The 23,623-nt window shown below is 56.1% G+C and carries 23 protein-coding genes; 12 read left to right on the top strand and 11 right to left on the bottom strand.

The window, feature by feature from the left end:
• Positions 1 to 155: 155 nt before the first annotated feature.
• The 8 genes from pstS to HMPREF3096_RS05425 all read left to right on the top strand — a co-directional run bounded on the left by pstS (position 156) and on the right by HMPREF3096_RS05425 (position 8,863).
• Positions 156 to 1,196, top strand: coding sequence for a phosphate ABC transporter substrate-binding protein PstS (gene pstS, locus HMPREF3096_RS05460; RefSeq protein ID WP_012543307.1), 1,041 nt, complete (start codon positions 156 to 158; stop codon positions 1,194 to 1,196).
• 128 nt (positions 1,197 to 1,324) lie between these two features.
• Positions 1,325 to 2,284, top strand: coding sequence for a phosphate ABC transporter permease PstC (gene pstC / locus HMPREF3096_RS05455; RefSeq protein WP_004145004.1), 960 nt, complete (start codon positions 1,325 to 1,327; stop codon positions 2,282 to 2,284).
• Positions 2,284 to 3,174: a phosphate ABC transporter permease PstA gene (gene pstA / locus HMPREF3096_RS05450; protein WP_008806730.1), complete on the top strand. Its 891-nt coding sequence runs from the start codon at positions 2,284 to 2,286 to the stop codon at positions 3,172 to 3,174. Before pstC ends, pstA begins: the two co-directional genes overlap by 1 nt.
• Positions 3,175 to 3,221: 47 nt before the next feature.
• On the top strand, positions 3,222 to 3,995 hold the full coding sequence (pstB, locus tag HMPREF3096_RS05445) for a phosphate ABC transporter ATP-binding protein PstB (protein WP_004145006.1): 774 nt from the start codon (positions 3,222 to 3,224) through the stop codon (positions 3,993 to 3,995).
• Between the two features lie 50 nt (positions 3,996 to 4,045).
• On the top strand, positions 4,046 to 4,771 hold the full coding sequence (phoU, locus tag HMPREF3096_RS05440) for a phosphate signaling complex protein PhoU (protein WP_004145007.1): 726 nt from the start codon (positions 4,046 to 4,048) through the stop codon (positions 4,769 to 4,771).
• 482 nt (positions 4,772 to 5,253) lie between these two features.
• The gene (locus HMPREF3096_RS05435) at positions 5,254 to 6,888 is read left to right on the top strand and encodes a carbohydrate porin (RefSeq protein ID WP_008806731.1); all 1,635 of its coding nucleotides are present in this window, start codon (positions 5,254 to 5,256) and stop codon (positions 6,886 to 6,888) included.
• A 38-nt stretch (positions 6,889 to 6,926) separates the two neighbouring features.
• Positions 6,927 to 8,093 carry an alpha/beta hydrolase-fold protein gene (locus tag HMPREF3096_RS05430; RefSeq protein ID WP_012969244.1) on the top strand — a complete coding sequence of 389 codons (1,167 nt, stop codon included), beginning with the start codon at positions 6,927 to 6,929 and terminating at the stop codon, positions 8,091 to 8,093.
• A gap of 50 nt (positions 8,094 to 8,143) precedes the next feature.
• Complete coding sequence (locus HMPREF3096_RS05425; protein WP_008806733.1) at positions 8,144 to 8,863, top strand: glucosamine-6-phosphate deaminase; 720 nt, start codon at positions 8,144 to 8,146, stop codon at positions 8,861 to 8,863.
• A gap of 79 nt (positions 8,864 to 8,942) precedes the next feature.
• Here HMPREF3096_RS05425 and yieH read toward each other — a convergent pair whose 3' ends face one another.
• The gene (gene yieH / locus HMPREF3096_RS05420) at positions 8,943 to 9,608 is read right to left on the bottom strand and encodes a 6-phosphogluconate phosphatase (protein WP_012543308.1); all 666 of its coding nucleotides are present in this window, start codon (positions 9,606 to 9,608) and stop codon (positions 8,943 to 8,945) included.
• 170 nt (positions 9,609 to 9,778) lie between these two features.
• On the opposite strand from yieH, the gene HMPREF3096_RS05415 reads away from it, so the two are divergent.
• Positions 9,779 to 11,116, top strand: coding sequence for an NCS2 family permease (locus HMPREF3096_RS05415; RefSeq protein WP_048293624.1), 1,338 nt, complete (start codon positions 9,779 to 9,781; stop codon positions 11,114 to 11,116).
• Between the two features lie 45 nt (positions 11,117 to 11,161).
• Here the strand turns inward: HMPREF3096_RS05415 and HMPREF3096_RS05410 are convergent, their stop codons facing one another.
• From HMPREF3096_RS05410 to rpmH, 10 genes are all read right to left on the bottom strand, one after another.
• The gene (locus tag HMPREF3096_RS05410; RefSeq protein WP_008806736.1) at positions 11,162 to 11,728 is read right to left on the bottom strand and encodes an NADPH-dependent FMN reductase; all 567 of its coding nucleotides are present in this window, start codon (positions 11,726 to 11,728) and stop codon (positions 11,162 to 11,164) included.
• A gap of 36 nt (positions 11,729 to 11,764) precedes the next feature.
• Positions 11,765 to 12,334, bottom strand: coding sequence for a 4'-phosphopantetheinyl transferase family protein (locus tag HMPREF3096_RS30345; protein ID WP_162493349.1), 570 nt, complete (start codon positions 12,332 to 12,334; stop codon positions 11,765 to 11,767).
• Positions 12,335 to 12,643: 309 nt separating this feature from the next.
• Entirely contained in the window at positions 12,644 to 13,603 is a 960-nt protein-coding gene (gene yidZ / locus HMPREF3096_RS05400; RefSeq protein WP_004151541.1) for an HTH-type transcriptional regulator YidZ, read from the bottom strand.
• Positions 13,578 to 14,756 carry an MFS transporter gene (locus HMPREF3096_RS05395; RefSeq protein WP_016162022.1) on the bottom strand — a complete coding sequence of 393 codons (1,179 nt, stop codon included), beginning with the start codon at positions 14,754 to 14,756 and terminating at the stop codon, positions 13,578 to 13,580. Before HMPREF3096_RS05395 ends, yidZ begins: the two co-directional genes overlap by 26 nt.
• A gap of 99 nt (positions 14,757 to 14,855) precedes the next feature.
• Positions 14,856 to 15,275, bottom strand: a complete 420-nt coding sequence (locus HMPREF3096_RS05390) for a GNAT family N-acetyltransferase (protein WP_012969248.1) — start codon at positions 15,273 to 15,275, stop codon at positions 14,856 to 14,858.
• Positions 15,276 to 15,394: 119 nt separating this feature from the next.
• On the bottom strand, positions 15,395 to 16,759 hold the full coding sequence (mnmE, locus tag HMPREF3096_RS05385; protein WP_008806740.1) for a tRNA uridine-5-carboxymethylaminomethyl(34) synthesis GTPase MnmE: 1,365 nt from the start codon (positions 16,757 to 16,759) through the stop codon (positions 15,395 to 15,397).
• A 122-nt stretch (positions 16,760 to 16,881) separates the two neighbouring features.
• Positions 16,882 to 18,528: a membrane protein insertase YidC gene (yidC, locus tag HMPREF3096_RS05380; RefSeq protein WP_008806741.1), complete on the bottom strand. Its 1,647-nt coding sequence runs from the start codon at positions 18,526 to 18,528 to the stop codon at positions 16,882 to 16,884.
• Between the two features lie 2 nt (positions 18,529 to 18,530).
• Complete coding sequence (yidD, locus tag HMPREF3096_RS28740; protein WP_004151536.1) at positions 18,531 to 18,788, bottom strand: membrane protein insertion efficiency factor YidD; 258 nt, start codon at positions 18,786 to 18,788, stop codon at positions 18,531 to 18,533.
• A complete protein-coding gene (gene rnpA / locus HMPREF3096_RS28735) occupies positions 18,752 to 19,111 on the bottom strand; it encodes a ribonuclease P protein component (RefSeq protein ID WP_004151535.1) in 360 nt (119 codons plus the stop codon). The genes yidD and rnpA overlap by 37 nt, the downstream gene beginning before the upstream one ends.
• 15 nt (positions 19,112 to 19,126) lie before the next feature.
• Positions 19,127 to 19,267, bottom strand: a complete 141-nt coding sequence (rpmH, locus tag HMPREF3096_RS28730) for a 50S ribosomal protein L34 (RefSeq protein ID WP_000831330.1) — start codon at positions 19,265 to 19,267, stop codon at positions 19,127 to 19,129.
• A gap of 621 nt (positions 19,268 to 19,888) precedes the next feature.
• On the opposite strand from rpmH, the gene dnaA reads away from it, so the two are divergent.
• The 3 genes from dnaA (at position 19,889) to recF (ending at position 23,617) form a co-directional block, all read left to right on the top strand.
• Positions 19,889 to 21,292 (top strand): chromosomal replication initiator protein DnaA, encoded by a 1,404-nt coding sequence (dnaA, locus tag HMPREF3096_RS05370; protein WP_012540254.1) that lies wholly within the window; start codon positions 19,889 to 19,891, stop codon positions 21,290 to 21,292.
• 4 nt (positions 21,293 to 21,296) lie between these two features.
• Positions 21,297 to 22,397 (top strand): DNA polymerase III subunit beta, encoded by a 1,101-nt coding sequence (gene dnaN / locus HMPREF3096_RS05365; protein ID WP_008806743.1) that lies wholly within the window; start codon positions 21,297 to 21,299, stop codon positions 22,395 to 22,397.
• 146 nt (positions 22,398 to 22,543) lie between these two features.
• Positions 22,544 to 23,617 carry a DNA replication/repair protein RecF gene (gene recF / locus HMPREF3096_RS05360; protein WP_008806744.1) on the top strand — a complete coding sequence of 358 codons (1,074 nt, stop codon included), beginning with the start codon at positions 22,544 to 22,546 and terminating at the stop codon, positions 23,615 to 23,617.
• The last annotated feature ends 6 nt before the right edge of the window (positions 23,618 to 23,623 follow it).

The following is a 23,623-nucleotide window of genomic DNA, read 5'->3' as shown; positions in this document are numbered from 1 at the left end:
CTATCTGAGTTATATATTTATTATTTGCTGTAAAATCCCTTCTTTCGGCCTGTCATAAAACTGTCATAATTCGTACATTTTACTGTCACCTCTTTGACCTATTTTGCTCACCATAGCCTCGAAACAATGATTTACGAATCCCAGCAGGAGACATTATGAACGTTATGCGTACCACCGTCGCAACAGTTGTCGCCGCGACCTTATCGATGAGCGCTTTCTCTGCCTTCGCAGCAGCAAGCCTGACTGGCGCAGGCGCAACTTTCCCTGCGCCGGTGTATGCCAAATGGGCTGACACCTATCAGAAAGAAACCGGCAATAAAGTGAACTACCAGGGTATTGGTTCCTCTGGTGGCGTTAAGCAGATTATTGCCAACACCGTTGATTTCGGTGCTTCTGATGCTCCGCTGGCTGATGACAAACTGACCCAGGAAGGTCTGTTCCAGTTCCCGACCGTGATTGGCGGCGTGGTACTGGCGGTTAACCTGCCTGGCGTGAAATCCGGCGAACTGGTGCTGGATGGCAAAACCCTCGGTGATATCTACCTGGGTAAAATTAAAAAATGGGATGACGCAGCGATCGCTAAACTCAACCCGGGCCTGAAGCTGCCGTCGCAGAACATCGCCGTGGTCCGCCGCGCCGATGGTTCCGGTACCTCCTTCGTCTTCACCAGCTACCTGTCCAAAGTGAATGAAGAGTGGAAATCGAAAATCGGCGCCGGCTCTACCGTTAACTGGCCAACCGGCCTGGGCGGTAAAGGCAACGACGGTATCGCCGCCTTTGTTCAGCGTCTGCCGGGCTCGATTGGTTACGTTGAATACGCTTACGCCAAGCAAAACAACCTCGCGTATACCAAGCTGGTCTCTGCCGACGGCAAGCCGGTTAGCCCGACTGAAGACAACTTCGCTAACGCCGCAAAAGGCGTTGACTGGAGCAAGTCTTTCGCTCAGGACCTGACCAACCAGAAAGGCGAAAATGCATGGCCGATCACCTCAACCACCTTCATCCTGGTGCATAAGGCGACCAACAAGCCGGAACAGACCGCTGAAGTGCTGAAGTTCTTCGACTGGGCGTATAAAAACGGCGGGAAAGAAGCGAATGCGCTGGATTACGCGACGCTGCCGGAAAGCGTGGTAGAGCAGGTTCGCGCGGCATGGAAAACCAACGTCAAAGACAGCAGCGGTAAAGCGCTGTACTAACAGTAGATTTTTGACGAAGATGGCGGGGGCGTTCAGGCGCTGCCCGCCCTACGGTTCAGACTGTAGGCCCGGGAGCGAACGCCACCGGGCATTTATTCGAACAAGTTTTAATACGTAAAGAGTAATCTATGGCTGCAACCAAGCCTGCATTTACCCCTCCGGGGAAAAAGGGTGACATGATTTTCAGTGCGCTGGTAAAACTGGCTGCGCTGATTGTGCTATTGATGCTGGGCGGCATCATCGTTTCCCTGATCATCTCTTCCTGGCCGAGCATTCAAAAGTTTGGCTTTGCTTTTTTGTGGACCAAAGAGTGGGATGCGCCCAACGAAATCTTCGGCGCGCTGGTACCGATTTACGGAACCCTGGTGACCTCCTTTATCGCGCTGCTGATCGCCGTCCCAGTGAGCTTTGGCATCGCGCTGTTTCTGACCGAACTGTCCCCCGCCTGGCTCAAGCGTCCGCTGGGCATTGCGATTGAGCTGCTGGCGGCAATCCCGAGTATCGTGTACGGCATGTGGGGCCTGTTTATTTTCGCCCCGCTGTTTGCGACTTACTTCCAGGAGCCGGTCGGTAACGTCCTGTCGACCATCCCGTTCGTCGGCGCGCTGTTTGCCGGCCCGGCGTTTGGTATCGGTATTCTCGCCGCTGGCGTCATTCTGGCCATCATGATCATCCCTTATATCGCCGCGGTCATGCGTGATGTTTTCGAACAGACGCCGGTGATGATGAAAGAGTCGGCCTATGGCATCGGCTGCACCACCTGGGAGGTGATCTGGCGCATTGTCTTACCGTTCACCAAGAATGGGGTGATCGGCGGGGTGATGCTCGGTCTGGGCCGCGCGCTGGGTGAAACCATGGCGGTAACTTTTATTATCGGCAACACCTACCAGCTCGACAGCATCTCGTTGTATATGCCAGGGAATAGTATTACCTCCGCGCTGGCTAATGAGTTCGCCGAAGCGGAAACCGGCCTGCACGTGGCGGCGCTGATGGAGCTGGGCCTGATCCTGTTCGTTATCACCTTTATCGTTCTGGCCGCGTCTAAGTTCATGATTATGCGCCTCGCGAAGAATGAGGGGGCACGCTAATGGCGACCATTGAATTGCAAACCTCTACCGAGCTGGCGGAGTCCCGTCGCAAGATGCAGGCCAAACGTCGTATGAAGAACCGTATCGCTCTGGCGCTGTCGATGGCGACCATGGCGTTTGGTTTGTTCTGGCTTATCTGGATCCTGATGGCGACGATAACCCGCGGTTTCGATGGCATGAGTCTGGCGCTCTTCACCGAAATGACGCCGCCGCCGAATACGGCGGGCGGTGGCCTGGCTAACGCCCTCGCCGGCAGCGGCCTGCTGATCCTGTGGGCAACCGTCTTTGGTACGCCGCTGGGTATCCTTGCCGGAATTTATCTGGCGGAGTATGGCCGCAAATCGGTGCTGGCGGAAATCATCCGTTTTATCAACGATATTCTGCTTTCCGCGCCGTCTATCGTGGTCGGCCTGTTTGTCTACACCATCGTGGTGGCGCAGATGCAGCACTTCTCGGGCTGGGCGGGCGTTATCGCACTGGCGCTGCTGCAGGTGCCTATCGTTATTCGTACCACCGAAAACATGCTGAAGCTGGTGCCGGATAGCCTGCGTGAAGCGGCCTATGCGCTGGGGACGCCGAAGTGGAAGATGATCTCGGCGATCACCCTGAAAGCGTCCGTCTCAGGGATTATGACCGGGATCCTGCTGGCTATCGCCCGTATCGCCGGGGAAACGGCGCCGCTGCTGTTCACTGCGCTGTCCAACCAGTTCTGGAGCACCGACATGATGCAGCCGATTGCTAACCTGCCGGTGACCATTTTCAAATTTGCCATGAGTCCGTTTGCGGAGTGGCAGCAACTGGCATGGGCCGGGGTATTGATTATCACCCTGTGCGTCTTGCTGCTGAACATCCTGGCGCGCGTTATCTTCGCCAAGAAGAAACACGGTTAATTTTTTGCGGCGCAGCGACTGCTGCGCTGAATGAGGAAGAGATAGAGATGAGTATGGTGAATACAGCTCCGGGTAAGATTTCAGTTCGTAACCTGAACTTCTACTACGGCAAATTCCATGCCCTGAAGAACATCAACCTGGATATCACCAAAAACCAGGTGACGGCGTTTATCGGTCCGTCAGGCTGTGGTAAATCCACCCTGCTGCGCACGTTCAACAAAATGTTCGAACTGTATCCGGAGCAGCGTGCGGAAGGCGAGATCCTGCTGGATGGCGACAACATTCTGACCAACACCCAGGATATCGCCCTGCTGCGCGCTAAGGTTGGCATGGTGTTCCAGAAACCAACGCCGTTCCCGATGTCCATTTATGACAATATCGCCTTCGGCGTGCGCCTGTTTGAAAAGCTGTCCCGTGCCGATATGGACGAGCGCGTGCAGTGGGCGCTGACCAAAGCCGCATTATGGAACGAAACCAAAGATAAACTGCACCAGAGCGGGTATTCTCTCTCCGGTGGCCAGCAACAGCGCCTGTGCATCGCGCGCGGTATCGCGATCCGCCCGGAAGTGCTGCTGCTTGATGAGCCGTGCTCCGCGCTGGACCCGATCTCCACCGGGCGTATCGAAGAGCTGATCACCGAGCTGAAACAGGACTACACCGTCGTTATCGTGACTCACAACATGCAGCAGGCTGCGCGTTGCTCCGACCATACGGCATTTATGTATCTTGGCGAGCTGATTGAGTTCAGCAACACGGACGACCTGTTCACCAAGCCCGCAAAGAAACAAACTGAAGATTATATTACTGGCCGCTACGGTTGATTTGCCCTTGTGCTTTCAGGCTCTCACCAGTTGGGCAATCAGGAGACACCATGGACAACCTAAATCTTAACAAACATATTTCCGGCCAGTTCAACGCTGAACTGGAGTATATCCGCACCCAGGTGATGACCATGGGTGGGCTGGTGGAGCAACAGCTTTCTGATGCGATCACCGCCATGCATAACCAGGACAGCGATCTGGCGAAACGCGTCATCGACGGCGACAAGCAGGTCAACATGATGGAAGTGGCGATCGACGAGGCCTGCGTGCGCATCATCGCCAAGCGCCAGCCGACCGCCAGCGACCTGCGCCTGGTGATGGCGATCATCAAGACTATCGCTGAGCTGGAACGCATCGGCGACGTGGCGGATAAAATCTGCCGCACCGCGCTGGAGAAGTTTTCCCAGCAGCACCAGCCGCTGCTGGTGAGCCTCGAATCGCTGGGCCGTCACACGGTGCAGATGCTGCATGACGTACTGGATGCGTTTGCGCGTATGGATCTCGACGAAGCGGTACGTATCTATCGCGAAGATAAGAAAGTCGACCAGGAGTATGAAGGCATTGTGCGCCAGCTGATGACCTACATGATGGAAGACTCGCGCACTATCCCCAGCGTCCTGACCGCGCTGTTCTGCGCGCGCTCCATCGAGCGTATTGGCGACCGCTGCCAGAATATCTGCGAATATATTTTCTACTTCGTCAAAGGTCAGGATTTCCGTCACGTTGGCGGCGATGAGCTGGATAAACTGCTCGCCGGCAAAGATCCGAAAGAGTAATAATCATTCTGTCTAATTCTGGTAAATGGCTTTATCAGAATTAGATATGATTTATCTCGTGGCAGCGAGATTGCTGAGATTATCGTCACAATTAACAATCTGCCCGTTTGAGTTATTCATTTTATCGCGTAACAATCAACGCCCACTCCTGAGCTTAAACGCTCAGGGTGGTTTAAACGGATTGTGACTGCGACAGCAGGCAAAACCTGATATTTCCCCTACGGCGGCGGTATCAGGTTTTTTTGTTTTATGCGGGCCGATAATGGCTGAATGAGGGTTGCTACCGCGATGTGCGGGCAAAACCTGAAGAGGATTATCTGTTAAGGCAGATGGTCTTCTTCAGGTTTTTTTTTGCTTTTGTCTAACTGCAAAAATAACAGCCGCCGCGACCTCAAACGGTATGGATAGGGCTATTAGAACCTGCGCGGGATGGTTGTTGCTGTCGTGTTTTATTTACGCCAATGCTTATATAAAGGAATATTATGATGAGAAAAAACAGGATCGCTTCGGCGATAGTCTTGCTGGCGCCTCTTTGTTATTCCACCACTCTGATAGCAAGCCCGTTGACGGTGGAGCAACGACTTGAGCTGCTGGAGAAAGCGCTCAAAGACACGCAAAAAGAGCTCAAAAAATATCAGGACCAGGAGAGAAAAAGAGACCAGATTTGGGCCTCATGGTCTCCTCCTGCGGAAGGTCAGAAGCGTAAGACAGGGGTGGCGGCCGCCGGTCCGAAAACGGCGGTTAAACCGGATGCGGTGCTGGTTAAAAATCAACAACCTGCCACGGATGGCGCGCCAGCCTACAGCGCGATGACGCTGAAAGATTTTAGCACGTTCGTGAAAGATGAAATTGGCTTCAGCTATAACGGCTACTTCCGTTCCGGCTGGGGCACCGCCTCGCACGGCTCGCCAAAATCGTGGGCGATCGGTTCGCTTGGCCGCCTGGGCAATGAATATTCCGGCTGGTTCGATCTGCAGCTGAAGCAGCGGGTGTTTCAGGAAGGTGATAAACGCGTTGATGCCATCGTGATGCTCGACGGGAACGTCGGCCAGCAGTACTCCTCAGGCTGGTTTGGTGACAATGCCGGCGGCGAAAACTACATCCAGTTCTCGGATATGTACGTTAACACCAAAGGGTTCCTGCCGTTTGCCCCGGAAGCCGATTTCTGGGTCGGCAAACACGGGGCGCCAAAAATCGAAATCCAGATGCTGGACTGGAAAACGCAGAGAACCGATGCGGCGGCCGGCGTGGGGCTGGAAAACTGGCAGGTGGGCGCCGGGAAATTCGATATCGCATTGGTCCGCGAAGATGTCGATGATTACGATCGTTCTTTGAGCAATAAGCAGCAAATTAACACCAATACTCTGGACGTTCGCTACAAAGAGATTCCGCTGTGGGATAAAGCCAGCCTGATGGTCAGCGGACGCTATGTCGCCGCGAATCAAAGTTCCTCAGAGAAATATAAAGAGGGCAATGAAGGTTATTATCCGTGGAAAGATACCTGGATGGCAGGCACTTCGTTAACACAGAAATGGGCAAACGGCGGCTTTAATGAATTCTCTTTCTTACTGGCGAATAATTCTATTGCCAGCAGCTTCTCGCGCTATGCCGGATCCAGCCCCTATACCACCTTTAACGGCCGCTATTATGGCGATCATACCAATGGCACCGCCGTGCGCTTAACCTCGCAGGGGGAAACCTATTTACGCGATGACGTTATTATGGCGAATGCCATCGTCTACTCCTTTGGTAACGATGTCTATAGCTACGAAACCGGGGCCCACTCCGATTTTGAATCCATTCGCACGGTCCTGCGACCGGCTTATATCTGGGATAAATATAACCAGACCGGCGTTGAGCTAGGATACTTCAAACAGCAAAACAAAGATGTTACCGGCAAGAAATATAACGAGTCCGGCTACAAGACCACGCTGTTCCATACCTTCAAAGTCAATACCAGTATGCTGACCTCGCGCCCGGAAATTCGCTTCTATGCCACCTATATTAAAGCGAAGGATATCGACCTGGATAAGGCAGCGAATAATACCACCAGCATTTTTGAAGACGGTAAAAACGATCAGTTTGCCGTGGGGGCGCAGGCGGAAATCTGGTGGTAAGACGATAACAGAACGGACACAACGGAAGAGGACTAACGATGAAACGACATGCAATGTATTTCGCACTGGCGCTGGCGGGCGCGGCATTTACCCTCCAGGCGGCGCCATTACCCGCGATGCCGGATCCCACCCTGCCGGTGAGCCACTTTATTACCCAGGTTAACGCGGATAAGAGTATCACTTATCGCCTGTTTGCTCCTGATGCCCGGCGGGTGTCGGTAGTGACCGGCGCCACGCCGGACTCCTTTGTCTCACACGACATGACCAAAGAGGCTCAGGGGGTGTGGACATGGAAAAGTGAGCCGATGAAACCCAATCTCTATGAATACTATTTCGATGTGGATGGCTTCCGCTCGGTGGATACCGGCAGCCGCTATCAGAAGCCGCAGCGCCAGGTGAATACCAGTTTGATTCTGGTACCTGGTAGTATTCTCGACGATCGGGCGGTCGCGCATGGCGATCTGCGCACCCTCACCTATCACTCGAAGGCACTGAACGCCGAACGTCGTCTCTATGTCTGGACGCCGCCGGGCTATAGCGGAACCGGCGATCCGCTGCCGGTGCTCTATTTCTATCATGGCTTTGGCGACAGCGGTCTGTCGGCCATCGATCAGGGGCGTATCCCGCAGATCATGGATAACCTGCTGGCGGAGGGCAAAATCAAGCCGATGCTGGTGGTGGTCCCGGATACCGAAACCGATACCCCGGAAGCGATAGCGGAAAACTTTCCGCCGCAGGAGCGGCGCAAAAACTTCTATCCGCTCAATGCGCAGGCGGCGGATAACGAGTTGATGCAGGATATCATTCCGCTGATCGATACCCGGTTTAACGTGCGTAAAGATGCCGACGGCCGGGCGCTGGCTGGCCTGTCACAGGGCGGTTATCAGGCGCTGGTTTCCGGAATGAACCATCTGGATAGCTTTGGCTGGCTCGCCACCTTTAGCGGCGTCACGACCACGACAGTGCCGAATGCCGGCGTGGAAGCGCAGCTGAAGCAGCCTGACGCGATCAATAAGCAGCTGCGCAACTTTACCGTGGTCGTCGGGGAAAAAGATTCCGTCACCGGCAACGATATCGCGGGTCTGAAACGCGAGCTGGAAAAACAGAAGATCAACTTCGACTATCACTCGTATCCTGGCCTGAACCATGAAATGGACGTCTGGCGCCCGGCCTACGCCGAGTTTGTGCAGAAACTGTTTAAATAACCGTTAGGGGGGCCTTCAGCCCCCGTTTTGTGCTTGTGAAGGACGACAAGATGAAAATGATTGTGACCGAAGATTATGAAGAGATGAGCCTGGTCGCCAGCCATCATGTTCTGGGCTATATCACGGCACCGCGGCGGGTGAATCTCGCCGTGACGGCCGGCAGCACGCCAAAGCGGATGTATGAGCATCTAACCGCCGCCGTGAAAGGCAAAGCATTCTATGATCGGGTGCACTATTACAACTTCGATGAGATCCCCTTTCGCGGCCAGTCGCGAGAAGGCGTCACGATATCTAATCTGCGCCAGCTGTTTTTTACCCCGGCGCAGATCAAAGAAGAGAACATTCACAAGCTGACGCTGGACAACGCCGCTCAGCACGATCGCCAGCTGGAAGAGGCTGGCGGCCTTGATCTGATGGTGCTGGGGCTGGGGGCTGACGGCCATTTTTGCGGCAACCTGCCGAATACCACCCGCTTTCATGATCAGACGGTCGAAGTGCCGATTCATGGGGAAATGATTGGTATTGTCGCTAACGGCGAGATGGGCGGGGATTTTTCCGTCGTGCCCGATAGCTATGTCACCATGGGGCCGAGAAGCGTGATGGCGGCAAAAAATCTGCTGTTGATCGTGAGCGGCGCGGCGAAGGCGCAAGCCCTTAAGCAGGTGGTTGAAGGCCCGGTCAGCGAGCAGGTGCCGGCGTCGGTGCTCAAATTACACCCTTCACTGGTGATTATTGCCGATAAAGCGGCAGTCACTGAATTGCAGCCATAACCAGTCGCTGATTCTATTCCCCGCTTGCACAGACGCTTAGCGGGGCTACATCGATGCCAACGTGCCGCTCACCAGGCCCTTAACGCGTGATATCCCAGCCGCGCGCTTGCCACAATGCCGGCAGCTCTGCCAGATCGGTAAAGGTCGTCACTTTGGGATGATCGATCGGCTGGTTATGCGGATCGGCGCAGAAATAAAACACCTCCATGCCGGCGGCAATCCCCGACTGAGCACCGGCGCTGGAGTCATCCACCAGGATACAGTTTTCGGCTTTTACCTGCATGGCCTCTGCCGCATGAAACATCAGCGCCGGGTCAGGCTTCCAGCGCTGAATATCATAGCCGCTGTACAAGCGGTCAGCGAAATGGTGCAGCAGGCCGGTGCGGCCAAGAGAGTGCTGCATTTTACTGACCGGACCATTGGAGACCACGCACATCGGGACGCTTACCGCATCCAGCAGCGCCTGGGCTCCGGCAATCACCTCCAGTTCGCTATCAAACAGGCGAGCGACCTCCGCACGGTAAATTGGCTCCAGCGTCGCTTTTTGCAGGTTAACGCCATGCTCAACGTTGATGGTGTCGATAATTTCGTACAGCTTCACCCCTTTGAAGCGCTTAAAAATCTCGGCAAGGTCCAGCGTAATGCCGAATTCCTGGAACATGTGAACGTAGGCGCGGGAGCAAATCACCTCACTGTCGACCAGTGTGCCGTCACAGTCAAAAAATACTGCTTCTGGTTGAGTCATAGTCTTTCCGTATTAACAAGTTTAACGTTTTCGTCATGCCCAATGCCGCGACGCAATCGTTGCCGTATAAGCAAAATAAATGAAAAAAATTACCATACAACTGCGCCGGGTGCCCTGTTTTGGTATAGGATAGCCTCGAATTTTCCCTCCTTTACGTTCGGAAACCGATAATGAGTCAACAACAAACCAGCCAGTCTTCTGGCCAGGGTCTGCTGGAGCGCGTATTTAAACTGCGCGAGCACGGCACCACAGTGCGCACGGAAGCGATCGCCGGTTTCACCACGTTCCTGACGATGGTGTATATCGTTTTTGTTAACCCACAAATTCTTGGCGTAGCGGGCATGGATACCAGCGCCGTGTTTGTGACCACCTGTCTGATTGCTGCGTTCGGCAGTATCCTGATGGGCCTGTTCGCGAACCTGCCGGTGGCTCTTGCGCCGGCGATGGGTCTGAACGCCTTCTTCGCCTTTGTGGTGGTGCAGGCGATGGGCCTGCCGTGGCAGGTAGGCATGGGCGCGATTTTCTGGGGCGCCGTCGGTCTGCTGCTGCTGACGGTTTTCCGTGTACGCTACTGGATGATCGCCAATATTCCGGTGAGCCTGCGCGTCGGTATCACCAGCGGTATCGGCCTGTTTATCGGCATGATGGGTCTGAAAAATGCCGGGGTTATCGTCGCTAATCCGGAAACGCTGGTCAGCATTGGTCATCTGACCTCCCACAGTGTGCTGCTGGGCATACTGGGCTTCTTTATCATCGCGATTCTGGCATCACGTAACATTCATGCCGCGGTCCTGGTGTCTATTGTGGTCACCACCCTGCTGGGCTGGATGCTGGGCGATGTGCACTACACCGGCATCGTCTCCGCGCCGCCGAGCGTGACGTCGGTGATTGGTCATGTCGATCTGGCGGGCTCCCTGAACCTGGGCCTGGCCGGCGTGATCTTCTCGTTTATGCTGGTCAACCTGTTTGACTCCTCCGGGACGCTGATTGGCGTCACCGATAAAGCGGGTCTGGCTGATGCACAGGGTAAATTCCCGCGCATGAAGCAAGCGCTGTTTGTCGACAGCGTCTCGTCCGTTGCCGGTTCCTTTATTGGTACCTCTTCGGTGACCGCCTATATCGAATCCTCCTCCGGCGTTTCCGTGGGCGGACGCACCGGCCTGACCGCCGTTGTCGTTGGGATCCTGTTCCTGCTGGTTATCTTCCTGTCACCGTTGGCAGGGATGGTTCCGGCCTATGCCGCCGCCGGCGCGCTGATTTACGTTGGCGTACTGATGACCTCAAGCCTGGCGCGCGTGAAGTGGGATGACCTGACGGAAGCGGTACCGGCGTTTATCACCGCGGTGATGATGCCGTTTAGCTTCTCAATCACCGAAGGTATCGCCTTAGGCTTTATCTCTTACTGCGTGATGAAGATCGGTACCGGCCGTCTGCGCGAGCTCAGCCCGTGCGTGATTATCGTCTCGCTGCTGTTCGTGCTGAAAATTGTCTTTATCGATGCACATTAATCCGCACGCATGATGAAAAAGCCCGGCATCGCTGCCGGGCTTTTTTTATGCTTTAACCCGCCGAATATAGTCGCCAAAGGCGGTCAGCTGGCCACGCAGATGGTCGAGGGTGCTCTGATCGACTACTTCACCCGACTGCGGATCCACTTTGTTCTGGATGACGCCGCCCATAAATTCCGGTTTATTCATTACCATCGCATCAAGGAAGACCAGAATCTGGCGCAAATGATACTGGCAGCGCGCACCGCCGATGGCGCCCATTGAGCTGGTCTGAATCAGTACCGGTTTGCCGGACAGCGGCTGCTCGGGCAGGCGTGACAGCCAGTCGATAGCGTTTTTCAGGCCGCCAGGCACGGAATAGTTATACTCGGGAGTGACGATCACCACGCCATCCGCTTCGCGGATCTGTTGCGCAATATCCTGCACGCGCTGTGGGAACCCCTCTTCCTCCTGCATATCAGCATCGTACAGCGGGATATCACCGATCGACGGCAGCGCGGAGATATCCATGCCCGCTGGCGCGATGCCGGGCAGGGTGCGCGCGACCATTCCATTAAACGACCCTTTGCGCAGGCTGCCGAGTAACGTAACCACTTTTAAGGTATCTGACATGATTGCTCCTTTGTATCATGATGCCGGCAAAACCGGTCAATTGAGGGATAAGGTTTTTTCCATCGGTAAGCTGGTAAAACGCATCAGACGGGCCGACGGTTCGCGTGCGCGCTGCTGAGCATCCGGCAGGCTGCGCCATTCGCCCCCCTTAGCATCATATTCCCAGACCTTCAGCGAGCCGATATTTGGGCTGGCGGCAATCGACCACACCAGCAGCGATTCGGCATCACAGACGGCTTCGATCGGCTGGCTACCGGCGGTGCGCAGGCGGCCAGAACCCGGCAGCAGCTGCGTTGATGCTTCGCCGGTCAGTTTCAACACGCTTCGCCGCAGGGCCACCAGCTGGCTACGCGCTTCATCCGGGTCATGCTGAATGTTAATCCACAGATTTTCATTGTTACTGAAATTGTGCCGGTCGGCGTCGTGACCACGCACCGTGCGCTGCAGTTCCATGTCGAGGCCACAATCCCCCTCGGTGGTCAGCGCGACGCCAACAATATTGCCAGTATAAGAGATAGAGAAGCGAGGAAGATGACGATCGCTAAAAACCGGTCGGCCATTGGCTTCATTGATGATTTCAGGCAGCTCGCTGATACCGTAAAGCATAAACAGCAGTTCGGCGAGTAGCGAACGCGAAGCGCGAAAGCGAGCCTGGCGGTATTCAGGGAGTAGGCGTGCGGATTGATGACAGGCCGCTGACAAACGTGTCGATAGCGGCTCCCCGGTACTAAGTATCCCTCTTGCAAAATGCGTTGCCATACGTCGCTCCGTGAGTAATGGTCTGGATAAAATTGCGGGCGCTATTATCGCCTGGTATTAACAGGTTTTAATGCCGAAATCCCCCCTTGAAAAGGGAATTTGTTTGAATTTTACAAATTCTTGCGCAAATAAGGGGCGATAGACACGAAACAAGGCTTACAGCGTACCGGAATAGAGTGCTTTCAGCGTATCTCTAAGCCAGACGAGCTTCGGGTTGTAGCTGTTGCGCTTATGCCATAGCAGGGTGAAGGGAACGCGCAGCTTTTCCAGATGCTGCGCCTCCAGCGGTAGCGGCCGGGAGACTAGCGGCAGCTGGTGCTGCTGATTATAGTGCTGGCAGTAGCGCGGCGCGGTAGCCAGCATGGTGTGTTGCGGTTGAGCGGCCATAAAAAGCGATTGTTCAAACCCTGGCACGGTCAGCGCCACGTTACGCTTATACCCCAGCTCCTGCAGCACATCGTCCAGCGCCCAGGTATCGCGTTGTTCCCAGCAGATAGTGATATGCGGATAGCGTAAGAATGCCGCCAGATCCCACTCTTCCCTGAGCGCTGGATGATCGGCGCGCAGCCAGACCTGCGGCAGGTCGGTGAACAGTACCTCAAAATCGATATACCACGGCAGCAGGCTCAGCAGCTCCCGCGACTGTGGATGGCTTTCACGCCCGCAGAAGCCGATATCCACCTCGCCGCGAATGATGGCGTCCAGCGAGTCGTAGTCCCAGTTGCGCAAACGAATCAATGCCTGCGGATAGCGCTGATAGATGCGCTGGGAGAGGGTATTAAACAGGATCATCAGCAGCGGCGTTTCCGCCGCCAGCTCGAATTTGAGGCCGCTGGGCATGGTGTGGTGTGGTTTATCGAGGATCTGGTTGCCCATCTGCATCCAGTCCGCCAGATCCTGCTCCATGCTGCTGACCAGCGGCGTAGGCGCCAGACCCAGCGGGGTTTTCACAAACAGCGGGTCGTCAAACCAGGCGCGCAGTTTGGCCAGCGACTTGCTCACCGCTGACGGCGAAACGTTCATCCGCTTCGCCGTACGGGTAACGCTGAGCTCCTGGGTCAGGAGCTGCAGGCAGAGGAGTAAATTAAGATCAAGACTCGACAGCGGCTTCTTCATCGTATTGCGCAACCCGCGGCGGGGTGACGACCAGTAATAAAACAAGGCTCACTATGCTACAGGCAATGAGTATCCCGATCAGCATATTCATTGCGCTGAGTCCGATGATGGCGGCGAGCCAAATCCACAGCGATGAACCGCACACCTGCGCGATGCCGAGGACCGAACTGGCGACGCCCGCGCGCAGTGTGAACGGCCCCAGCGCCTGGCTCATTGCGACGCCGAATCCAACGGAGAAGCCGGCGCAAATCATGCCCAACCCGATCAGGGTGAGGGTCTGGCGGGTGGCGAGGCTCAGCGCCAGGCCTGCCGCCAGGAACAGTACCTGCGAAGTCAGCATTAAGGTGCGGGGGGTAAACAGCGACAGGGCGAACGGCGTCGAGAAGGAGACCGCCATGCTGATCATCGCCATCAGGGCCATCGCCATTGAGTAAGTTCCCCGATCGAACCCCATCTCTTCCATCATCAGAACCGGAGAGACGTTCACGTAGGTCAGGATCGCCGTCACGCTGAGGGTGGTAATGAGAATGCGGCTGAGAAAAAAGCGGTTCAGCAGCGACTCACTGCCGCCATGCTGCGGTGTCGCAGTCTGCGGAGGTGCCGTCGGGCGCGTCTCGCGCAGGATAAAGACCGACAGCAAACCGACCATGACGCCCATGCCGGTCATGGTGTAGAACAGGCTCTGCCACGGATATTTCAGCATAATCAGGTGGCCAAGCACCGGCGCCAGGACGGGGATAATGCAGGTAATGCCGTTGAGCAACGACAGCACCTTGGCGCGGCGGCGATCGTCCAGCGTATCGCGCAGGATAGCGAAAGCCACCACGTAGCAGCTGCCGGCGCCGATCCCCTGGATAAAGCGTCCAACGAGGAAGTGGCTGCTGGCGTGCGCCTGGGCGCAGAGCAGGGAGGCGACAACAAAGATCACCGCGCCCACAATGGCGACAGGCTTACGTCCTGACCGGTCGGCGATGCGACCAGCAAACAGCATCGCGGAAGCCATACCGGCCAGATAGACTGAAAAGGCAATATGTAATTGCGCCTCGCTGGCCCCCAGGTCCTGAGCAATACGCGGCAGGCCGACCAGATACATATCGATGCCGGAGGGATAGAGCAGAACCAGGGCGAAACTGCAGAGAAGAAAGCGTGTCATGGGATCCTCGCGATGTGAATGGCGTTCAGCATAGTGAGGAACGCGCCACAAGACGAGTTGCCATTTGGACAACGCTCTTTTCCTGGCAGGAAACGCGAGTTAACGACTCCGGGTACGCCAGACGCGGGCCATCCCTTCGCTTTCCGGCCGAACGCTTTCAAAGCCGAACTTCGCATACAGCTCCGGCACATCCGCCACCAGCGTAACGTAGGCCCCGTCAAAGGCGTTAGCGTCCAGCCAGGCGATCAGCTTCTCCATCACCAGCCGGCCAAGGCCTTTTCCCTGATGAGCCGGATCGACGGCGACGTCGACAATATCGAAATTAATCGCGCCGTCGCCGACGATGCGTCCCATCGCGATCGGCGTCTCCTGCCAGAGGATATGTACGCCGTAACAGCTATGCGGCAGCCCGGCTCTGGCGCCTTCCAGGGGGCGTGGCGACATGCCTGCCGCCACCCGCAGGTGGCAAAACGCTTCGGCGGAGGGCACCTTCTCGATCACGGTATATTCAACGGTCATGCTTTAGTCTCGTGGTAAAAGGGGAGATAAAAGTAGAGAACGTTGCGCCGCAAAGGGCAAGAAAAAACCCGCATTAACGCGGCGTTAATGCGGGTGAGTGAACGTTTACGGACTAAACGTTATTTGCCGATACAGAAGCTGGAGAAGATGCGGCCCAGCAGGTCGTCGGAGGTGAACTCCCCGGTGATCTCGCTCAGCGCCTGCTGCGCGAGGCGCAGCTCTTCCGCCAGCAGCTCCCCGGCCCAGGCGCCCAGCAGCTGGGCTTTGCCCTGCTGCAGATGGTTCGCCGCCTCTTCCAGCGCCTGCAGGTGACGGCGGCGGGCGAGGAAGCCGCCTTCCATGCTGGTATCAAAGCCCATGCTCTGCTTAAGGTGGTTCCGCAGCACCTCCACGCCTTCGCCGGTTCGCGCCGACAGGCGGATCAGTGAGTGGCCATTGACTTCGCTGAGACCCAGCGCTTCGCCAGTGACGTCGGCTTTATTGCGCACCACGGTAATCGGCAGTTTAGCGGGCAGGCGCTCGATAAAGTCTGGCCAGATCTCCGCCGGATCAACGGCGCTGGTGGTGGTGCCGTCGACCATAAACAGCACCCGATCCGCCTGCTCAATCTCCTGCCAGGCGCGCTCGATGCCGATACGCTCCACTTCGTCACTGGCGTCGCGCAGGCCCGCGGTATCGATGATATGCAGCGGCATGCCGTCGATATGGATATGCTCGCGCAGCACGTCGCGGGTGGTGCCCGCAATGTCGGTGACGATCGCCGCTTCGCGGCCCGCCAGGGCGTTGAGCAGGCTCGATTTACCGGCATTAGGTCGCCCGGCGATCACCACTTTCATCCCTTCGCGCAGCAGACTGCCCTGGCGAGCTTCCGCGCGGACGGCGTCGAGGTCGGCCATCACGCCGTTCAGCTGGGCTTCAATTTTGCCGTCGGAGAGGAAATCAATTTCTTCATCCGGGAAATCGATCGCCGCTTCCACGTAGATGCGCAGGTGAGTGAGCGCTTCCACGAGGTGGTTAACCCGCGCGGAGAAGGCCCCTTGCAAGGAGTTCAACGCCGAGCGCGCCGCCTGTTCTGAACTGGCGTCGATGAGGTCGGCGATGGCTTCTGCCTGCGCCAGGTCGAGCTTGTCGTTGAGGAACGCGCGCTCGGAAAACTCGCCCGGCCTGGCGATGCGTACGCCGGGCAACGTCAGAATACGTTTGAGCAGCAGATCGAGAATGACCGGGCCGCCGTGGCCCTGCAGCTCAAGCACATCTTCGCCGGTAAAGGAGTTCGGCCCGGGGAACCACAGCGCAATCCCTTGATCCAGCGGCGTACCGTCAACGTCGTTGAACGGCAGGTAGTCGGCATAACGCGGCTTCGGCAGCTTGCCCAGCACCGCCTGCGCGACATCGCGCGCCTTAAGGCCGGAGATACGCAGGATGCCCACCCCACCGCGTCCCGGAGGGGTTGCCTGGGCGACGATAGTGTCGTTATGGCTCATGGTGACTCTCTATGTAGATGTAAAAAAGGCGGTCCATTGACCGCCTTCTCTGGCATTAACGTTACCGTAACTACTCTAAATTATCCAAGTCGCAGATGCGTTGGCTTGAAGAATGAAGAGTATCAGGATTTCTTCTTCTCGCGGCTATGCAGGCCACGCTTCTCCAGACCACGGTAAATCAGCTGCTGCTGAATAATGGTGACCAGGTTGCTGACGATGTAGTACACCACCAGGCCAGACGGGAACCACAGGAAGAACACCGTGAAGATGACCGGCATAAAGGTCATGATCTTCTGCTGCATCGGGTCGGTCACGGTGGTTGGCGACATCTTCTGGATGAAGAACATGGTCGCGCCCATGATGATCGGCAGGATGTAGTACGGGTCTTGTGCAGACAGGTCGTGGATCCACAGGATAAACGGCGCATGACGCAGTTCAACCGAGGCGCTCAGCATGTAGTACAGCGCAAGGAAGATCGGCATCTGAATAATCAGCGGGAAGCAGCCACCCAGTGGGTTCACTTTTTCCGCTTTATACAGCGCCATCATCTCCTGGCTTTGACGTTGTTTATCGTCGCCCAGACGCTCGCGCATGGCCTGAATCTTCGGCTGCAGCATACGCATCTTCGCCATGGAGGTGTACTGCGCTTTGGTCAGCGGGTACATGATGCCACGAACGATAAAGGTGATAACGATGATCGAGAAGCCCCAGTTGCCGAGGAAGCTGTGGATGAATTTCAGCAGCTTAAACAGCGGTTGGGAGATGAACCACAGCCAGCCGTAGTCGACGGTCAGATCCAGGTGCGGCGCAACGGCAGCCATTTTGTCCTGAATAGCCGGGCCGACCCACAGCACGCTCTGCAGTTTGTCGGTTTGACCAGGCTGCACCAGTACCGGCTGCGATTTGTAGCCAATAGCCACAATGCCGTTGCCGAGGTTAGCGGTGTAGAAGTTATTCGTTCCATTATTCTGCGGCACCCACGCGGTGGTGAAGTACTGCTGCAGCATGGCAACCCAACCGTTCTTGGTGCTGACGTTCAGGTTTTCGTTGTCCAGAATGGTATCGAATTTATATTTTTCGTATTTCGTATCTGAAGTCGAGAACGCTGCGCCACGGAAAGTATGCATCGTGGACAGGCCGCCGGTCTGCGTATCGCGACTGGTCGGCAGCGCCGCGGTCTGCTTCAACTGACCGAAGGTCGAGACTTCCAGAGGCTTCTCGCTGGCGTTCTGCACGCTATAACCGACGTTCACCGCATAGCCGCCACGTTTCAGGGTGAAGGTTTTGGTGAAGACGTTGCCGGCTTTGTCGGTGTAGGTCAGCGGAATGACGATTTCATCCTGGCCATCTGCCAGCACAAACGCCTCTTTATCGACGCTGTACAGCGGACGCGGGCCATTCGCCGGGTTATCCGGACCGTCACGGCCGGTTAAGCCGCTCTGCGCCTGGTAGACAAACTGCGGCGTGGTTTCCAGTAACTGGAACGGTTCGGTCGACTTCAGCGTTTTTGGATACGCCAGAAGCAGCGCCTGCTCAATATCGCCACCGTTGGTGTTGATAGTCAGTTCAAGCACGTCGGTTTTAACCGTAATCAGTTTCCCCTGGCCACTGGCCGGTACGCCCTGGTCGGCGGCGCTACCCGCTGCTGTGGTCGTAGTCTGCGTGGTCTGCTGCTGGGGCTGCGGATTTTTGTCCTGCTCCCAGGCTTGCCAGATCATGAAAGACACGAACAACAAAGCGATGATAAGAAGATTGCGTTGCGAATCCATCGTTAGTGTTCTCTGGTATCAAATGGTCCAGGCGGGACGGGATCGTCACCACCAGGGTGTAAAGGGTGGCATTTTAATACGCGTTTCATTGTCAACCAACTGCCTTTTATCACACCAAACCTGCGTAAGGCCTCAATTCCGTATTGAGAACAGGTTGGGGTGAAACGACAATGCGGCCCGAGTAGCGGACTAATCAGGCGCTGATAAACTCTAATCAGGCCGATCAGGACCCGCGAGCCAGGCGACAATGGCGGCGCCATAATTTTTCCAACGCTTCCGAGAGAGCACGGTTATCGAGGTCGGCAACCCCTCTTTTCGCCACCACCACGAAATCCATTGGCGGGAGTTCATGTTGACGCAAACGAAAACTTTCACGCGTCAGACGTTTAATCCGATTGCGTTCATGTGCGCGTTTCACGTTTTTCTTGGCGACGGTGAGACCGATGCGGGGATGCCCCAGCGAATTCAGGCGGCCGAGGATGGTGATTTGCGGCGTGCCAGCCCGTTGTGGCTGCTGGAAGACGAAAGTGAAATGACTGGGAGTTAACAAGCGTAACTCCCTGGGAAATGCGAGCTTAACCACGCAGGGTTAGCTTTATTACTTGGAAACGGTCAGACGAGCGCGGCCTTTAGCACGACGACGTGCCAGAACCTGACGACCATTTTTAGTAGCCATACGAGCACGGAAGCCGTGAGAACGGTTGCGCTTCAGTACAGACGGTTGAAAAGTGCGTTTCATGGCGATTTCTACCTAAACTTGAATAAATTCACTGACTTTTGCGTAGACCCGAACGAACTTCGAACGACTTACGCCTCAGCGTGGGTGATTAAAGAGGCCGGATTGTAATAATTGTACACTCCGGAGTCAATTCTCTTTCCTTATTTCTCGCACCTCGTCGCACAAAAAATAAGCTGAGACGCGTGACGAAAACGGGCATTACGCGCCGGGTGGGGGATTATACGGCCTGGCCAGTAAAGCGCAAGGATCCTGAAGGATCTTTGTTAGATCGTTTCCGCCCAAAACCAGCATAGCTCATTAATTTTTCCAATATGCGGCGGAAATCGTGCTTCACTCTCCCCAGGATCGATTACACTTACCCGGTTTCGATCCTTCCTGTGGATAAATCGGGAAGAATCTGTTGAGAAACACAAGATCTCTTTCTCAGTTTAGGCTATGATCCCCGGTCCCGATCGCGATCCACGGATCCGCAACGGGTAATAACCGCAGATAGCGGTTCGCACGTCACCCCTTTTGTGCAGGGGCTTTTCGGCTAATGCAGGGTCTTGTCGACGTGTGCCAACAATCATGATTGTTTCTGTTTTTCTTTGATATCGATTTTATGTTCGAGTGGAGTCCGCCGTGTCACTTTCGCTTTGGCAGCAGTGTCTTGCCCGATTGCAGGATGAGTTACCAGCCACAGAATTCAGCATGTGGATCCGCCCATTGCAGGCGGAACTGAGCGATAACACGCTGGCACTGTATGCGCCAAACCGTTTTGTGCTCGACTGGGTAAGGGACAAATACCTCAATAATATCAATGGACTCCTCAATGACTTTTGCGGTGCTGATGCCCCGCAGCTGCGTTTTGAGGTGGGTGCTAAGCCAGCCAGCTCGCTGCAGAAAGGAGCGGTAAGCCCGGCTGCGGCGGCCATTCCGGCGGCGCAGGTGCAGACCGCGCGCGTGGCGCCGACGATCGTGCGCCCAGGCTGGGATAATGTCCCGGCGCCAGCGGAGCCGACCTACCGCTCTAACGTTAACGTGAAACACACGTTTGATAACTTCGTCGAAGGTAAATCTAACCAGCTGGCCCGCGCGGCGGCGCGTCAGGTGGCGGATAACCCGGGCGGGGCCTACAACCCACTGTTCCTTTATGGCGGCACCGGTCTGGGGAAAACCCACCTGTTGCACGCGGTGGGTAACGGCATTGTGGCGCGTAAGCCGAACGCCAAAGTGGTCTATATGCACTCCGAGCGTTTCGTCCAGGACATGGTCAAAGCGCTGCAAAACAACGCCATCGAAGAGTTTAAACGCTACTACCGATCCGTTGACGCCCTGCTGATCGATGACATTCAGTTCTTTGCTAATAAAGAGCGATCCCAGGAAGAGTTTTTCCACACCTTCAATGCCCTGCTGGAAGGTAATCAGCAGATCATCCTGACGTCGGATCGTTATCCAAAAGAGATCAACGGCGTAGAAGATCGTCTGAAATCCCGCTTCGGCTGGGGTCTGACGGTGGCGATCGAGCCGCCGGAGCTGGAAACCCGCGTCGCGATCCTGATGAAAAAAGCCGATGAAAACGACATTCGCCTGCCGGGCGAAGTGGCGTTCTTTATTGCCAAGCGACTGCGCTCAAACGTGCGTGAGCTGGAGGGGGCGCTGAACCGCGTTATCGCCAACGCCAACTTCACCGGCCGGGCGATCACCATCGATTTCGTGCGCGAAGCGCTGCGCGATCTGTTGGCGCTGCAGGAAAAACTGGTCACCATCGACAATATTCAAAAGACGGTGGCGGAGTACTACAAGATTAAGGTAGCGGATCTGCTGTCCAAGCGCCGCTCCCGTTCGGTGGCGCGTCCTCGCCAGATGGCGATGGCGCTGGCCAAAGAGCTGACCAACCACAGCCTGCCGGAAATCGGCGATGCGTTTGGCGGCCGCGACCATACCACCGTGCTGCACGCCTGCCGTAAGATTGAGCAGTTGCGTGAAGAAAGCCACGACATTAAAGAAGATTTTTCCAATTTAATCAGAACATTATCCTCGTGACGCTATGAAATTTACCGTAGAACGTGAACATTTATTAAAACCGCTGCAACAGGTGAGCGGTCCGTTAGGTGGTCGTCCGACGCTGCCCATTCTCGGTAACCTGCTGCTTCAGGTCGCGGACGGCGCGCTGTCGCTGACCGGTACCGATCTTGAAATGGAGATGGTGGCGCGCGTGGCGCTGGTTCAGCCGCACGAAGCGGGCGCAACGACCGTTCCGGCGCGTAAATTCTTTGATATCTGCCGCGGCCTGCCGGAAGGCGCGGAGATCGCGGTTCAGCTGGAAGGCGATCGGATGCTGGTGCGTTCCGGCCGCAGCCGCTTCTCGCTGTCGACGCTGCCTGCTGCCGATTTCCCGAATCTGGATGACTGGCAGAGCGAAGTGGAATTTACCCTGCCGCAGGCGACCATGAAGCGTCTGATCGAAGCCACTCAGTTCTCGATGGCGCACCAGGATGTTCGTTACTACTTAAACGGCATGCTGTTTGAAACCGAAGGCAGCGAACTGCGCACGGTGGCCACCGATGGTCACCGCCTGGCGGTCTGTTCGATGCCGCTGGAAGCGTCGCTGCCGAACCATTCGGTGATCGTGCCGCGTAAAGGGGTGATTGAGTTGATGCGGATGCTCGACGGCGGCGATACCCCGCTGCGCGTGCAGATTGGCAGCAACAATATCCGCGCTCATGTGGGCGATTTTATCTTTACGTCGAAGCTGGTTGATGGCCGTTTCCCGGATTATCGCCGCGTATTGCCGAAAAATCCGGATAAACATCTCGATGCTGGCTGTGACATTCTCAAGCAGGCCTTCGCCCGCGCGGCAATCCTCTCGAACGAGAAATTCCGCGGCGTGCGGCTGTACGTCAGCGAAAATCAGCTGAAAATCACCGCTAACAACCCGGAGCAGGAAGAGGCGGAAGAGATCCTTGACGTGACCTACGCCGGAACGGAGATGGAGATTGGCTTCAACGTTAGCTACGTGCTGGATGTGCTCAATGCGCTGAAATGCGAGAATGTGCGCATTCTGCTGACGGATTCGGTGTCGAGCGTGCAGATTGAGGATGCGGCTTCGCAATCCGCAGCCTATGTCGTCATGCCTATGAGATTGTAGTGGAAAATATCGGGCTATCTTACTTGCCATTTTCAACCTGGGCTGTGCTCGCCCCTGTCACGTACTTCGTGTACGCTCCAGGGTCTGCGCGCAGTCCGCGTTGAAACTGGCTGCGCCGATAACGCCCTGGCCCAAAGAACGCTGATATGTCACTGACGCGCTTGCTCATCAAAGACTTCCGCAATATTGAAAGCGCGGATCTCGCTTTATCTCCCGGCTTTAACTTCCTGGTTGGCGCGAACGGCAGCGGCAAAACCAGCGTGCTGGAAGCTATCTATACGCTCGGTCATGGCCGGGCGTTTCGTAGTTTGCAAATTGGCCGGGTGATCCGCCACGAGCAGGAGGCTTTTGTCCTGCACGGCCGCCTGCAGGGCGAAGAGCGGGAAACCGCCATCGGCCTGACCAAAGACAAACAGGGTGACAGCAAGGTGCGCATCGACGGCACTGACGGCCACAAAGTGGCGGAGCTGGCGCACCTGATGCCGATGCAGCTGATCACGCCGGAGGGGTTTACTTTACTCAATGGCGGCCCCAAATACAGAAGAGCATTCCTCGATTGGGGATGTTTTCATAACGAAGCCGGATTCTTCACCGCCTGGAGCAACCTGAAGCGCCTGGTCAAGCAGCGCAACGCCGCGCTGCGTCAGGTCAGCCGCTATGCTCAGCTGCGACCGTGGGATCTGGAACTCATTCCGCTGGCGGAACAAATCAGCCGCTGGCGTGCCGAATACAGCGCCGCTATCGTCGAAGACATGGCGGATACTTGTCAGCAATTTTTACCGGAATTCACGCTCACCTTCTCTTTCCAGCGCGGTTGGGAAAAAGAGACCGACTACGCGGAGGTGCTGGAGCGGAATTTCGAGCGCGACAGAATGTTAACCTACACCGCCCACGGCCCGCATAAAGCGGATTTCCGTATTCGCGCCGACGGGGCGCCGGTGGAAGATACCTTGTCGCGCGGGCAGCTTAAGCTGCTGATGTGCGCCCTGCGTCTGGCGCAAGGTGAGTTCCTCACCCGCGTCAGCGGGCGGCGCTGCCTGTACCTGATAGATGATTTTGCCTCGGAACTTGATGATGCCCGCCGCGGTCTGTTATCCAGCCGCCTGAAAGCGACGCAGTCGCAGGTTTTCGTCAGCGCGATCAGCGCTGAACACGTTATGGACATGTCGGACAAAAATTCGAAGATGTTCCGCGTGGAAAAAGGTAAAATAACGGATTAACCCAAG

This window comes from Klebsiella sp. HMSC25G12 (assembly GCF_001807705.1).
In the GTDB taxonomy this organism is placed as follows: domain Bacteria; phylum Pseudomonadota; class Gammaproteobacteria; order Enterobacterales; family Enterobacteriaceae; genus Klebsiella; species Klebsiella variicola.
This window is presented reverse-complemented; position numbering and strand designations above follow the sequence as displayed.

Excerpts from the sequence above, each read along its gene's own strand:
- pstS (WP_012543307.1), top strand. The coding sequence starts at position 156 with ATGAACGTTATGCGTACCACCGTCGCAACAGTTGTCGCCGCGACCTTA.
- pstC (WP_004145004.1), top strand. The coding sequence starts at position 1,325 with ATGGCTGCAACCAAGCCTGCATTTACCCCTCCGGGGAAAAAGGGTGAC.
- pstA (WP_008806730.1), top strand. The coding sequence starts at position 2,284 with ATGGCGACCATTGAATTGCAAACCTCTACCGAGCTGGCGGAGTCCCGT.
- pstB (WP_004145006.1), top strand. The coding sequence starts at position 3,222 with ATGAGTATGGTGAATACAGCTCCGGGTAAGATTTCAGTTCGTAACCTG.
- phoU (WP_004145007.1), top strand. The coding sequence starts at position 4,046 with ATGGACAACCTAAATCTTAACAAACATATTTCCGGCCAGTTCAACGCT.
- HMPREF3096_RS05435 (WP_008806731.1), top strand. The coding sequence starts at position 5,254 with ATGATGAGAAAAAACAGGATCGCTTCGGCGATAGTCTTGCTGGCGCCT.
- HMPREF3096_RS05430 (WP_012969244.1), top strand. The coding sequence starts at position 6,927 with ATGAAACGACATGCAATGTATTTCGCACTGGCGCTGGCGGGCGCGGCA.
- HMPREF3096_RS05425 (WP_008806733.1), top strand. The coding sequence starts at position 8,144 with ATGAAAATGATTGTGACCGAAGATTATGAAGAGATGAGCCTGGTCGCC.
- yieH (WP_012543308.1), bottom strand. The coding sequence starts at position 9,608 with ATGACTCAACCAGAAGCAGTATTTTTTGACTGTGACGGCACACTGGTC.
- HMPREF3096_RS05415 (WP_048293624.1), top strand. The coding sequence starts at position 9,779 with ATGAGTCAACAACAAACCAGCCAGTCTTCTGGCCAGGGTCTGCTGGAG.
- HMPREF3096_RS05410 (WP_008806736.1), bottom strand. The coding sequence starts at position 11,728 with ATGTCAGATACCTTAAAAGTGGTTACGTTACTCGGCAGCCTGCGCAAA.
- HMPREF3096_RS30345 (WP_162493349.1), bottom strand. The coding sequence starts at position 12,334 with ATGCTTTACGGTATCAGCGAGCTGCCTGAAATCATCAATGAAGCCAAT.
- yidZ (WP_004151541.1), bottom strand. The coding sequence starts at position 13,603 with ATGAAGAAGCCGCTGTCGAGTCTTGATCTTAATTTACTCCTCTGCCTG.
- HMPREF3096_RS05395 (WP_016162022.1), bottom strand. The coding sequence starts at position 14,756 with ATGACACGCTTTCTTCTCTGCAGTTTCGCCCTGGTTCTGCTCTATCCC.
- HMPREF3096_RS05390 (WP_012969248.1), bottom strand. The coding sequence starts at position 15,275 with ATGACCGTTGAATATACCGTGATCGAGAAGGTGCCCTCCGCCGAAGCG.
- mnmE (WP_008806740.1), bottom strand. The coding sequence starts at position 16,759 with ATGAGCCATAACGACACTATCGTCGCCCAGGCAACCCCTCCGGGACGC.
- yidC (WP_008806741.1), bottom strand. The coding sequence starts at position 18,528 with ATGGATTCGCAACGCAATCTTCTTATCATCGCTTTGTTGTTCGTGTCT.
- yidD (WP_004151536.1), bottom strand. The coding sequence starts at position 18,788 with ATGGCGCCGCCATTGTCGCCTGGCTCGCGGGTCCTGATCGGCCTGATT.
- rpmH (WP_000831330.1), bottom strand. The coding sequence starts at position 19,267 with ATGAAACGCACTTTTCAACCGTCTGTACTGAAGCGCAACCGTTCTCAC.
- dnaN (WP_008806743.1), top strand. The coding sequence starts at position 21,297 with ATGAAATTTACCGTAGAACGTGAACATTTATTAAAACCGCTGCAACAG.
- recF (WP_008806744.1), top strand. The coding sequence starts at position 22,544 with ATGTCACTGACGCGCTTGCTCATCAAAGACTTCCGCAATATTGAAAGC.